General features: G+C 71.0%; 9 protein-coding genes. 6 read left to right on the top strand and 3 right to left on the bottom strand.

Going from position 1 to position 12,420, the window contains the following annotated elements:
• Positions 1 to 75: 75 nt before the first annotated feature.
• Positions 76 to 1,581, top strand: a complete 1,506-nt coding sequence (locus A3CQ_RS53220; protein ID WP_020512255.1) for a carboxylesterase/lipase family protein — start codon at positions 76 to 78, stop codon at positions 1,579 to 1,581.
• A 214-nt stretch (positions 1,582 to 1,795) separates the two neighbouring features.
• Here A3CQ_RS53220 and A3CQ_RS53215 read toward each other — a convergent pair whose 3' ends face one another.
• Positions 1,796 to 2,869 carry a winged helix DNA-binding domain-containing protein gene (locus tag A3CQ_RS53215; RefSeq protein ID WP_020512254.1) on the bottom strand — a complete coding sequence of 358 codons (1,074 nt, stop codon included), beginning with the start codon at positions 2,867 to 2,869 and terminating at the stop codon, positions 1,796 to 1,798.
• A gap of 42 nt (positions 2,870 to 2,911) precedes the next feature.
• Positions 2,912 to 5,578, bottom strand: coding sequence for a hypothetical protein (locus tag A3CQ_RS0117560; RefSeq protein WP_157296012.1), 2,667 nt, complete (start codon positions 5,576 to 5,578; stop codon positions 2,912 to 2,914).
• A 183-nt stretch (positions 5,579 to 5,761) separates the two neighbouring features.
• On the opposite strand from A3CQ_RS0117560, the gene A3CQ_RS53210 reads away from it, so the two are divergent.
• Together A3CQ_RS53210 and A3CQ_RS0117550 are read left to right on the top strand one after the other, a co-directional pair.
• A complete protein-coding gene (locus A3CQ_RS53210; RefSeq protein WP_020512252.1) occupies positions 5,762 to 6,913 on the top strand; it encodes a hypothetical protein in 1,152 nt (383 codons plus the stop codon).
• 81 nt (positions 6,914 to 6,994) lie between these two features.
• On the top strand, positions 6,995 to 8,155 hold the full coding sequence (locus A3CQ_RS0117550; RefSeq protein ID WP_020512251.1) for a TetR/AcrR family transcriptional regulator: 1,161 nt from the start codon (positions 6,995 to 6,997) through the stop codon (positions 8,153 to 8,155).
• Between the two features lie 6 nt (positions 8,156 to 8,161).
• On the opposite strand, the gene A3CQ_RS0117545 is transcribed toward A3CQ_RS0117550, so the two are convergent.
• Positions 8,162 to 9,370 (bottom strand): oxygenase MpaB family protein, encoded by a 1,209-nt coding sequence (locus tag A3CQ_RS0117545; RefSeq protein ID WP_020512250.1) that lies wholly within the window; start codon positions 9,368 to 9,370, stop codon positions 8,162 to 8,164.
• A gap of 161 nt (positions 9,371 to 9,531) precedes the next feature.
• Between A3CQ_RS0117545 and A3CQ_RS0117540 the strand changes: the two genes are divergently transcribed.
• The 3 genes from A3CQ_RS0117540 (at position 9,532) to A3CQ_RS0117530 (ending at position 12,410) form a co-directional block, all read left to right on the top strand.
• Positions 9,532 to 10,530 (top strand): nitronate monooxygenase, encoded by a 999-nt coding sequence (locus tag A3CQ_RS0117540; RefSeq protein WP_020512249.1) that lies wholly within the window; start codon positions 9,532 to 9,534, stop codon positions 10,528 to 10,530.
• Between the two features lie 64 nt (positions 10,531 to 10,594).
• Complete coding sequence (locus A3CQ_RS0117535) at positions 10,595 to 11,107, top strand: SigE family RNA polymerase sigma factor (protein ID WP_020512248.1); 513 nt, start codon at positions 10,595 to 10,597, stop codon at positions 11,105 to 11,107.
• 34 nt (positions 11,108 to 11,141) lie between these two features.
• Positions 11,142 to 12,410 (top strand): hypothetical protein, encoded by a 1,269-nt coding sequence (locus A3CQ_RS0117530; RefSeq protein WP_020512247.1) that lies wholly within the window; start codon positions 11,142 to 11,144, stop codon positions 12,408 to 12,410.
• Positions 12,411 to 12,420 lie beyond the last annotated feature (10 nt).

Below are 12,420 nucleotides of genomic sequence, written 5' to 3'. Positions count from 1 at the left end.
TCCTCATCGGACTGCTCGCCCCCTCGCTCGTCTCGCGGCGCGGAAACCCCCGCCCAGGGCGGCGTATCGACCCTTGTGGAGACCACCGGCGGGAAGGTGCGCGGTCTCCAGCAGACCGGGTACAACGAATGGCTCGGCATCCCCTACGCGGCGGCGCCCACCGGCTCACTGCGCTGGACGGCACCGAAACCCGCCGCATCCTGGCACGGGGTGCGCGACGCAACATCCTTCGGGCACCGCTGCGTGCAGGGCAGTGGGTGGGATCCCGGTTACGAGAACCCGATCCTCACCGAGGACTGCCTCTCACTCAACGTGTACGCGCCCAGCGGCACGCGGGGTAAGCGGCCGGTGCTCGTGTGGATCCACGGCGGCGGCTTCACCGGTGGGGCGGGGCAGGACACCGACCCGCGCAAGTTCGTCCGGCAGGCCGGCGCGGTCTACGTGACGATCAACTACCGGCTCGGGGCGATGGGCTTCCTGAACCTGCCCGGGCTCGGCTCGGCGGCCGGGACCTTCGGGCTGCTCGACCAGCAGGCGGCGCTGCGCTGGGTGCAGGCGAACATCGCGCGGTTCGGCGGCGACCCGCGGGATGTGACGATCGCGGGGCAGTCGGCAGGCGGGAGCTCGGTCTGCGACCAGCTCTCGTCGCCGACCGGGCGGGGGCTCTTCGCGCGGGCGATCATCATGAGCGGCGGCTGCAGTCTCGGGTCGACGGCCTCGGCGCAGCAAGCGTCGCAGGCCTTCGTGCGCGAGGCCGGATGCTCGACGGCCGCCGACGTGGTCGCCTGCCTGCGGGCGGCGCCGGCTGCCACCCTGCTCGCCGCTCAGCAGCGGGCCGGGGTGCGGCCGTCGGTCGGCGGGGTGGCGTTCCCGGTGGATCCGGCCGACGCGGTGCCGGCCGGGAACTTCAACCGGGTGCCGGTGCTGCTCGGGCAGGTCAACAACGAGCGGGCGCTGTTCACCTTCCAGAACTACGACTACGCGGGCAAGCCGGTGACCGCCGCGCAGTACGAGGCCCTGGTGCGGTCCACGTACGGCGCCAATGCCGATCGCGTGCTGGCGCAGTATCCGGTGACCGCCTATCCCACGCCCGGCGAGGCGTGGACGGCCGTAGGCAACGACTCGACGGCCACGGTGCGTGAAGACGTCATGACCGCCTTGTCCTACTATGTACCGACTTATGCGTATGAGTTCTCCGAGAGCGACACGCCCCAGTTCACCTCGATCTACCTGATCCAGCAGAAGAGCGAGACGGCCCGGAACTTCCCCTTCGGCGCCACCCACGTCGACGATCTCGGCTATCTCTGGGACTACCTCGGGCAGACGCTCCCGTACGACGACGACCAGCTGGAGCTGTCGAACCAGATGATCGCCTACTGGGGCCGCTTCACCGCCTCGGGCGACCCGAACGGCGACCGCACCCCGGCCTGGCCGCGCTACCGCACGTCGACGGCGCAGATGATGTTCCTGAAGGCGTGCGACACCGCCCCGGCCGGTGGCGACTCCCCCGCCGCCTGCTCCACGGTCGCGGACGACTTCGACACCGAGCACAACACGGGCTTCTGGCGCTCCCTCACCTAGGTCGTCGCCGTGGATGAACCACTAATGCTTGCCGCCAAGCAGCCCAATGGTGGTAGCGACTCGATCCAGATCGCCCACTTGATGCGCCTGGCGGCCAGGCGTGGGCGTGAACGAATGCAGGCCTCAGCGAGCCGGGCCACGCCGGAGCGGTCGCGAGGGCCACCCAGATGGTCAGGTCGCCGTCGTACATGGCCCACGTATTCGCCCCTTGTCGTCAGGGGTAGGCGAGCCGGGGGCCGAGTCCCAGAAATCGGCCGTAGCGTTCGGCGGCCTCGTCGAGGGCGTCGGTCTGGGCCGGGGTGAGTGGCTGGTAGGGCCACAGGTCGAAACGTACGTGGTCGGGGGCGATGGTGCGTCGCATCGCGGCGGTGAGCTGGCCGTCGGTCAGGGCCATGCCGATGGCGGCCTCGCGGGTTCGGGGCACGGCGCCGGCCGCGTCGAGCACCCAGCGGGAGTCCTGGTAGCCGCGGTAGATCTCGTCGAGCACCTGCAGCAGGTGGCCGGCCGGTTCCTGCGGCCGGACGGGTGGATCGCCGGGGGCGTGCCAGAAGGTTCGCCCGTCGTGGTCGAACGAGTCGAGCCGGTCGCGCACCTGGTGCAGGCCGGCGCGTACGTCGGTGAGGGTGAGCGTGGCCCAGTAGGCGAGGTCGCGCTCGGTCGCCGGGCCGTGGCCGGTGAAGTAGCGCAGGGCGAGCTCGGCCAGGGCCTGGGTGCGGTCGAGCCGCCGCGGCGCCGGCACGCGCTCGGCCATCAGCGCGTACGTGTGCTCGCCGCCGTCGGGCGCGCCGCCGCAGATCAGCCCGTCCAGCTCGGCGTGCGCGAGCAGGATCATCAGCAGCTGGCCGTTGCCCGCGATCCCGCCCTCGCCCAACTCGGCGGCGAGCTGCGCCCGGGACAGGTGCCGGCCGGCCAGCGCGTCGGCGGCGGCGGCGGTCGCCCGGTCGATGCCGTGCTCGTCGAGACCGTGGACCGTGCGCAGCTGCTGCCCGGTGACGCGCTGGACGCGCGGCCCGGTCAGGTCGAGCAGCCAGCCCAGGTCCTCGGCGCGTACGAAATGCCAGGTCGGCCGCAGCACGTGCGTGCGCACGACGGCGCCCTCGTCCAGCTGGGTCGCCAGATCGGCCGGGTCCGGGCGGTGGGTGCGGGCCGCCACGGCCCACGCCGCCTGACTCGGGTTCTCCGCCTGGACGGCCAGCAGGGAACCGACGGCCTCGCCCGCCGACGCGGCGTGCGGCCCGACCAGGTGCTGACTGCGCAGCCGCCATCGAGCAACATCGACATCCCGCATCCCGCCGCCTCCTTCCGTCCAAGCCGGGGACAGAGTAGTGACCTAGCCGCCGTCGCGCATGGCCTTGACCAGCTTGTCGGCGATGTCCCAGGCCTGGTCGTGCAGGTTGCCCTTGAATCCGGGGGCGATGGCGCGATAGAGCTGGTCGGCGCGCATGAAGCCGTCGTTGGCGTCGAAGATCTTTCGCAGGCCGTTGAGCTCGTGCATCTCGTGGCCGATCACCGCGACGATGGCCTCGTCGCTGTTCAGGACGCCGTTGGACAGGCGTACCGGGATCTGCTGGAAGCGGTTGTAGAACTGCTCCCAGGAGATCATCTGGCCGGCCGAGGTGGGCCGGCCGAGCTGGGCGTACTCGGCGAAGGCGTTCGGGGGCAGGGTGTCCTGGGCGACGCCCACGAAATTGATGTCCTCCGGGATGATCACGCCGCGCCGGCGGGCCAGCGCGACCGCCTGGTCGATGGTGCGCACCTCGCCGCCGGGGTTCGGAACCCATTTCAGCGTGGGGCTCTGCGCGAAGCCGCCGATCCGGAAGCCGGCGACCTGCCGGATGCGGGCCAGCAGCTCCTCCCGGGCGGTCCCGGTCAGCGTCTCGAGCTGGCGGGCCAGCGTGCGCTCCGACATGCCCAGATCGCGGGCCACCGATGCGAGGTTGCGTTCGCCGCTGCCGAGGGCGGCGACCACGTCCGGCATCGCGGCGGCGTGGGACAGCCGCGCGGCCAGCCGGCCGGCCGCCACGAAGCCGCCGACGTCCAGGATGGTGAGACCGAGTCCGATGTACGCCCAGGTGCGGGCGGTCGCGGCCTGCTCGGGCGAGGCGAGCTGGAAGCCGCCCTTGAGGTCCATCTTCGACATCGCGCCGAGCAGCCGGGCGTTCTCGAAGGCCTCGACGGTGCCGTGCACGCCCAGCATCGTGGCCGCCCCGGACGCGGCGAGCGCGGTCAGACCGGCGGTGAGAAAACCGGTGATCACCAGCCCCAGCTGCAGGACGCCGAGGCCGATCGCCTTCGCCAGCTCGCGCAGGCTGTGCCCGGCCACCGCCAGGTGGATGAAGAACCGCTGGAACTCGGTGAAGCCGCCCAGGATCTGGTCGTGCAGCGGTTCGAGGTCGAGGACCGCGTCCGGCTCGCGGAGGAAGTGACGGCGTACCTGATCGATGTTGTCGAGGCGTTCCCAGAGCTCGTCCGCGACCCGTCCCGCCGCGTCCTGCGGGCCGCCCGGCGCCGCCTTGTCCTCGAACTGGTCCTCCTCGGCCGGCCCGGTGGCGTCCTTGTCGCGGTGGCTGATCACCATCATCGCGGCCATCGGGTTCTCGGCCTGGATCCGGCCGATCTGCTCGAGGGTGAACTCGATCTCGACCCGCTCGTCCTCGGTGAGGTCGCGGTTGCCGGTGGAGGCCGCGAAGTCGGTCGCGTCGATCATCAGTTGCCGCAGCGTCGCCGCGGTCTCCTGGACCTCCTTGCCGACCGGGGTCTTCGGCTTGAGGGTCCGCTTCCAGTAGCCCGGCTGCGTGTTCCGGACCAGGTCGATCATGTTCCATTCCACGCCGTACACGACGGCCAGCTGCTCGCGCACGCGCCGCTCGGCCGCGGCCAGGTTGACCAGCAGCAGGTCGAGGGTCATCTGGCGGAACAGCGCCACCGCCTCGGCGTGCCCGAGGTCTCCGCCCTGTTCGGCGAGGATCTTCTCGTCGGCGGCGAGGTGCTCCTCGGGCTTGCGCGCCTGGGTGCCGCCGAAGAACCGCTCGCCGGTGGCCTTGAGCACATATCCATCGCTGGTGGTGAGCGTGATGTCGGCCGGCGTCGACGGCACCGGGACGACCTCGGTGCGCGCCTCCTCCCACTGCTCCACCAGGAAGATGTCGCTCCGGTCGTACTGATGGTCAAGCTTGAAAAGATAAAAACGTTGCTTGATCTGTACGACTCCGCAGGCGTACCCGGACATGCGTGCCCACGCCACCGCCTCCGGCTTCTCCTCGGTGCCCTGGCGCGGATAGAGCAGTTCCTCGAGGTGTACGTCGTCGTCGGACCAGAACATCACCTCCTTGCTCGCGACCAGCTTGCCCTTCCACTTCTCCGCCTCGGCGGCCAGCGCGTCCAGCCTGATCTGCTCGGCCTGTTTGGCGTCGGCCACCGCGACGAGCACGGCCACCGTCTCGTCCGGGCGCCCGGTGGCGAAGAACTCGCGGATGCGCAGCCCGGCCTCCCCAGCCTCGACCCAGACGGAGGCCATCCCGGCGTAGTCCCACTCGTACTCGCCGACGACCGCCGCGATCTCCTGCTCGGCGGCCGGCTGATTGGTGGCGCGGTAGTAGTCCTTGAACTCGTCCAGCTTCGCCGCGACGGCCGCGTTGAAGGCGAGCAGCCGCACGATGCGCGCGTCGTTCGCGTACAGCCCATCGATCTTGCCGGCCCCGAACCGCGCCACCAGCCGTTCCCGCACGATCTTGTACGACTTCGGGGCGGCGCTCTCCAGATCGCGAAGGCTGGTGAAATGGAACAGGTCGACGACGCTCCCGGCCAGGTCGGGCTGATTCTCGAGGATGCGGACCAGCTCGTCGTCCGCGATCCGCCCAGGCGCCGCCGCGCGCTGCGTGGCCGCGTTGCCCGCGTTCCCCAGCACCGCCTGCGTCACGCCCGGATCGGCCTGCGCCACCACACGGTTCGGAACGGCCGGCGCGGTGACCACAGTCCCCGGCGCGACGGTATCCACCGGCGTGACGCTGGCACCGCCGGACGGGTCACGCTTCGGAGTGGGCCCACCCATCGCCATCGAGGATTCCGCACGACCGCAAGCCGCAGACCCCCACGTCGGATGCCGGACATCCCCGGCCGCCGGGCCGGGCGTCGATGATCTGTCTTTGACCTGCGGCGGTGTCGGGTGGAGCGTGCTTGTATGGGCGCGTCGGAAAGTGTTCCCGAGCGAGCGGGCCGAGTCGGTGGACCCGTCCGGCCGGGATGGCGGGAGAGCACGCTCACCCGGGCCAAGGAGATCGAGACGCTGACGGCCTGGGCCGCGGCCCACGACCAACCCCAGTGGAACGGGCCGTTGGCCACGAGCATTGCCGAGCACCTCGCGGCCGCTCGCGATGCCGCCAGGTCGGTCGCGCTCGACCCACGGCGGTGGTTCGGCCTGTTCCGGAACGGCGCCCTGCACGAGCGTGCGATGACCAACCTCGACGCCGCGGAGGCGAATCTGCTGAACATCGCGCCGGCCAGCTACCTGCTGGGGCAGATGCCGAGCGTGCTCACCCACGTTCGGAGCCACCTGGTCTCGAACGACCCTCGCCGCCTGGAGATGGACCGGATCGGCCGCCGGATCGGCCTGGCCGAGCAGTCCTCGATGACCCACGAAACCGCGACGCCGGTCGAGCGAATGGTGGCGATCGTCGACGCCGAGCGCGCCACGATCGTGGCGGCGACCCGGGCGGCCGCCTCCGCCAAGATGCGCGAATTCGCAAGGCTGCGCAACTTCCGGAACACGCTGGTTTACGCGACGGCCTCGATGTCGCTGATCGCGATCGGCATCGCCGTCGTCGGACTGGTCGCGCCGACGCTCATTCCGCTGTGCTTCGCCCCGCAGGACGGTGGCCAGGCGATCGTGGTCTGCCCGATCGGCCAGTCCGAGCGCTTCGCGGTGCCGACACCGGCGACCGGTCTGGACATCGACGATTACGTCCGGATGACGGTGACCTCCCGCGATCTGCTCGTCGTCGAACTCATCGGCCTGGTCGCGGCCGCCGTCGCCGCCGCGGCGGCGATCCGCGGCATCCGGGGATCATCGGAGCGGCTCGGTGTGCCGACCGTCCTCGCACTGCTGAAGCTCCCGACCGGTGCGATCACGGCGTTTCTCGGCCTGTTGCTCATGCGCGGCCAGTTCGTGCCGGGGCTGAGCGCGCTGGACACCTCCGCGCAGATCCTGGCCTGGGCTCTGGTCTTCGGCTACGCCCAGCAGTTGTTCACCCGGCTCGTCGATCAGCAGGGTCAGCAAGTGCTGGACAGCGTGCGGGGCGCGGACAAGGCCACGCCGGCGCTGACACCCCAGTGACAGCAGGCGTGGACGGCGCCGGCGCTGTGATTGACTGGCACGCATGGCTCCGTGTTCGCCCGCGTCCGCTCACGTCGTCCGGTGACGGCCGGGCCGGCTGCGGCGACTCGGCCGCGTAACCGCAGGCAGCTCATCGTCGAGGCGGCCGGGCAGGTGTTCAGCGAGCGGGGCTATCACGCGGCGTCGATGGAGGGGATCGCGGCGCGGGTGGGGATCAGCGCGGCGGCCTTGTATCGGCACTTTCCCAACAAGTACGCGTTGTTCGCCGAGGCGGCGAACGTGATGGTGGATCGGCTTGTGGTGGCGGTTGACGAAGCGCCGGCGGACGCCGCGCTGGCCGACGTGCTCGCGGCCGTCATCCGGGTCACGGTGGCGCACCGGGCCTCGGGCGGGCTGTACCGGTGGGAGGCCCGCTACTTGGAGCGCGCGGACCGGGGGCTGCTCCGGGCGAAGTTCGGGCACGTCGTGGGCCGCGTGACCGAGATGGTGCGGCGGGAGTTTCCGCTGCCGGACGAGCGGCTGCGGGCCGTGGCCGCGCTCGGCGTGATCGGATCGGTCACGATGCACCACACGACGATCGGGCCGCGGCGGATCGAGGATCTGTTGCTGGAGTCGGCCATGCGGGTGGTCGCGACCGATCCGGCGGCGGCCGCGGGCAGCGCGCGCCTGGTCGAGCTGCCGGCCCAGCCCGTGCCGCGGACGCGGCGCGCCGAGATTCTGGCGGCGGCGATCCCGTTGTTCGCGCGGGACGGGTTCGCGAACGTCACGAACGTGCAGATCGCTCAGGCCGTCGGGCTCGCGCCGTCGGCGATCTACCGGCACTACCCGGGCAAGGTCGACATCCTGGTGGCCGCGTGCCTGCAGGCGGCCGGACTGCTGGCCCAGGCCGTGGACCGGAGCCTGCACCGGGCGGCCGACCCGCGCCGGGCCGTGACGGCGCTGGCGGCGGCGTACGTGGCCTACAGCTTCGAGCACAACGCGCTCACCAGCGTCGCCGAGGCCGAGCTCGCCGGTCTGCCGGCCGATCTGCGGCGGCCCCTGATTCTCGCCCAGCGCGAGCACATCGCCGTCTGGGAGCAGCAGCTGCGGGCGGCCCGGCCGGAGCTGGACTCCCGCCAGGCCCGCCTGCTCGTACACGCCGGATTCGGTGTGGTGGTCGAGGCCGGGCGTGCCCTGCGCTGGCAGGACACCCCCGGCCACCGGGACGCGGTGACGGCGCTGGTGAGCGGAGCCCTGATGTGAGGGCGATCAGGGCCGGTTGCCGGTCGGGATCGTGATCGGCGTGTAGCTCGCCGACGTGCCGTTGTTGAGGAACAGCATCGCCAGGGCGCGCACGAACTGGTCGAACATCGAGAACCCGCTCGGCACGATCGGCGACAGGCCCTCACGGAAGGCGACGTACGCCGGCCAGCCGACCTCGATCAGGCCGCGCGCGATGAGGTCGCGGGGCAGCCGGAGCCAGTCGCCGATCTTGTCGCTGAGCACGTAGCGCACGAACTCGTTCAGGAAGCCGCGGGTGACGCCCAGGTCGATCTGCGCGGTCAGTCCGAGCAGGACGTTGGCCAGGTCGATGCCCTCGGGCGTCGGGGCGAGCAAAGGCGTCAGCGCGTACGCCGACTGCTGTTTCGCGGCGGCCCAGCTCGCCGGGATGAAGTCGTCCCGCACGCCCAGCAGGTGCAGCGCTACCTGCCACTGGTGCAGGTAGGCGGCCTGCTCGGCGGACGACATGCGGATGCCCCAGGAGCTCAGCTTGCCGTACACGTACGTGCCGAGGCTGTGGAACGTGATCAGGATGTCGCCGTTGCTGATCGGCCGGAAGTCCTGGTCGTTGGTGACCCCGTGCCAGGCCGGTGACTGCGGCAGCAGGTGGCGGACCGCGGCGTGGGTCAGGCGCGTCTTGTTGGAGGTGACCACGAAGTGGCCGGTCGGCTGGAACGCGTCGGCCGCGCTCAGGTCGTAGCCGTACGTGAAGGTCTTGGCCGCACGGGACTGCATGTCGGCGCCGCCTGCGGAGTAGTAGACGTTGCGGGCCTCGCGCGGGATCACCGTGCTCATGATGCCGCTGCCCAGGCCGTAGAGCAGGAACAGGTACATGCTCATGCGCTTGTTGAACTGGGCGGCCTGGGCCAGCTTGGTCCGGTCGGCCCACGACGGCAGCACGTTGACCTGCTGGAGGTACGCGGTGAGGGTGGCGGGCAGGCCGGCGGGGAGCGCGTCGCCGTTGCTGATCCACGATTCGAAGGCGGTGTTGACGGCCGGGATCTGACCGTTGTCCAGGAGCGAGGCGACGAGCGGGTCGGTGGCGTCGTCCCAGACGGACCACGGGTCGGTGACGGTGTCGGTCGCGGCGAGAGAGTCGGCGGACGACCACGCCCACGCTTTGGCGGGGTCGGCCACGGTCGCCAGGCCCAGCGCGGCACCGAGGGTCAGGACGCGTCTTCTGCTGAGATTCTGCATTAGCTTACCTCCATGACGGAAGGCCAGGCACCACCCTGAACAGCGGTTACAAATGTGTCCAGGATGTGATTTTCAATTAACATAGCGAGGGTCGGAGCCATCGGCAAGGCTGGATGTTTCACTTGATGGGGCCCGCCCTCGCGGATGAGTAGGGTCGGAGGATGCTCGATCTCCTCCCGCCGCTGATCGTCGCGCCGATGGCCGGTGGCCCGACGACGCCGCGGCTGGTCATCGCGGTCGCCGGGGCGGGCGCGCTCGGCTTCCTCGCCGCCGGGTACAAAACTCCCGCCGCGGTCGAGGACGAGCTGCGCGCGGCCGGGCGAGTGGCGCACGGGCTCAACATCTTCGTGCCGCGCCCGGCGCCCGCCGACATCGAGCCCCTCGAGCGCTACCGGCGGCTCCTGCGGCCCGAGGCCGACCGCTACGGGATCGAGCTTCCGCCGCTGCGGCTCGACGACGACGACTTCTTCTCCGCGAAGGTCGAGCTGGCCATCGCGTACGCGGTGCCGATGGTCAGCTTCACCTTCGGCGTTCCCGAACCGGTCGTCGTCAAGGCCCTGCGCGACGCCGGCAGTTCCGTGCTGATCACCGTGACCTCGGCCGAGGAGGCCCGCCGGGCGATGGCCTCGGCGCCCGACGCTCTGATCGCCCAGGCCGGGACGGCCGGGGCACACTCGTCCACGATGCGGCCGGAAGAGTATCGGGGCAGCTCCGACGCCGCCGGGGTGCTCGCGGCGGTGCGCGCGGTCGCCGACGTGCCGGTGATCGCGGCCGGCGGCACCGCCTCGGCCGCCGACGTGCGAGTCCTGCTCGGCGCGGGCGCCGCGGCCGTGCAGTCCGGCACCTACTTCCTGCTCGCCGACGAGGCCGGCACCCGTCCCGTCCACCGCGTGGCGATCACGTCGGGGAGCTACCGTGAGACCGTGGTGACCAGGGCATTCACCGGCCAGCCGGCGCGCGGCCTGCGCAACCGGTTCACCGACGCCTACTCGGCGGCGGCCCCGGTCGGCTACCCGGCCATCCACCACCTCACCGCGCCGATCCGGGCCGCGGCGGCCGAACGCGGCGACGCGAGCGCGGTCCACCTCTGGGCCGGCACCGGCTTCGCGGCCGCCCGCTCCGGCCCGGCCGCGGAACTGGTCGAAAGTCTTCGGCCGTAGCTGACAACCGGACCGTCGGCCAACCCCGTCTGAGGGGTGGACAAACCCAACGGAGGGACGGGCGATGCCGGACGGTTCGGAAGAGGACTACGTCGACTACGTCTCGGCGCGGATACCCGCGCTGCGGCGCCTGGCGTACCTCCTGACCAGCGACCCACATCGCGCCGACGATCTGGTGCAGCAGACCATCACCACGCTGTACGTGAAGTGGCGGCGCGCGCGAGCCGCCGACAACCTCGACGCGTACGTGCGCACGATGCTGGTCCGGACTTACGTGGACGAGAAACGGCTGGCCTGGGCCCGGGTCCGGCTGTTTCGCGAGATGCCCGAGCCACCGCCGATCGAGGACGGCGGCAGCGAGGACAGGCAGGTGGTGCGCGCGGCGCTGCGCCGGGTGCCCCGCCGTCAGCAGGCGGTGCTGGTTCTGCGGTTCTTCTACGACCTCACGGTCGAGGACGTCGCGACGACGCTCGGCTGCTCCACCGGCACGGTCAAGAGCCAGACCTCCCGCGGGCTTGCCACCCTGCGGCGCCTGCTGGGCGAGCGGGACTTAGCCGCCTTCAGCGCCGCCAAATAAGCAGTACAGGGCCGTTTTGATGAAGGAGCCGACCATGCCATCCGAGATCGACCTGCTGCGGCAGCTCGACCCCGAGCCCCCACAGCCCTCGACCATCGATATCTCGCGGGCCATCTCCGCGGGGCGCAGGCGTCGCGTGCACCGCGGCCTGGGATACGCCGGCGTCGCCGCGGTGACGACGCTCGCCGTCGCCGGCGCGGCCGTCGCCGTCGGGCAGCACCACAAGCCGACAAACGCGGTGGCTGCATCGCCGTCGGTCAAGGCATCACCCTCGAAGTCGGCTCTGCCCAAGGGCAACTACACCATTCCGGGTACGGCGGGATGGGCGGCGCCGGAAGCGATTCCCCCGACCAGCTGCACGATCGAGAAGCTGGCGGTGCCCGACGGCGTGAAGATGGCGATCGTGGGCGCGTCCGACCCGAGCGGCAGTTACTTCGTGGGCCGCTCCTACCCGAAGAACGGGTACCAGGCGGTCATCTGGCACAACGGGACGCCGACCAAGGTGATGCTCCCGGGCGATCTGGAGGAGTCGCTGCAGGACGTCAACTCGAGCGGCGACGCGGTCGGCTGGAGCTGGGCGCCCGACAGCGGCGCGACGATCGCCGGTGCGGTTCCCTACGCGTACGCGGATGGGAAGGTTGTGAAGCTCAAGGGTGTGGCCCGCGGCGAGGCGCGCGCGATCAACGACGCGGGGGCGATCGCCGGCGAGGACGGCACCCACGCCCTGGTCTGGCCGTCGGCCACGGCGTCACCGATCCAGCTTCCCGTCCCGAACGGCACCAAGGGCGCCACCGCGACCGACATCGACGAGGACGGCACGGTCGTCGGCAGCCTCGACCTCAAGGTGCCGTATGTCTGGTTCCCCGACGGCACCTACCAGGCGCTGCCGCTGCCCACGATCGACGGGAAGAAGGCGGTGGGCGGCCGGGTCTTCGCCATCCGCAACGGCTGGGCCATGGGTGTCGCCGACCTGACCGAGCAGTCCCGGGCCAAGGGCGGTGGCGGCGCCGGTGACGGGGCCGCGGTCCGGTGGAACGTGCGGACCGGAGACGTGCAGGTCACCGGAGACTGGGACCACATGGCCGACGCCATCAACGCGCAGGGCTGGCAGATCGGCATCTCCAAGGGAAAGGCGGCGCTGATCGCGGGCGGCAACCGGGTGCTGCTGCCGGCGCTGGCCGACCACCCGCTCGACTCGCTCAGCACCATCCCGAACGCGATCAGCGACGACGGGAAGATCATCGCGGGGCAGTCCGACGACGCGTCCGACACCATCCGGGCGGTTGTCTGGCATTGCAAGTAGCGGGCACAGA

Source organism: Paractinoplanes globisporus DSM 43857 (assembly GCF_000379645.1).
Lineage (GTDB): Bacteria > Actinomycetota > Actinomycetes > Mycobacteriales > Micromonosporaceae > Actinoplanes > Actinoplanes globisporus.
This window is presented reverse-complemented; position numbering and strand designations above follow the sequence as displayed.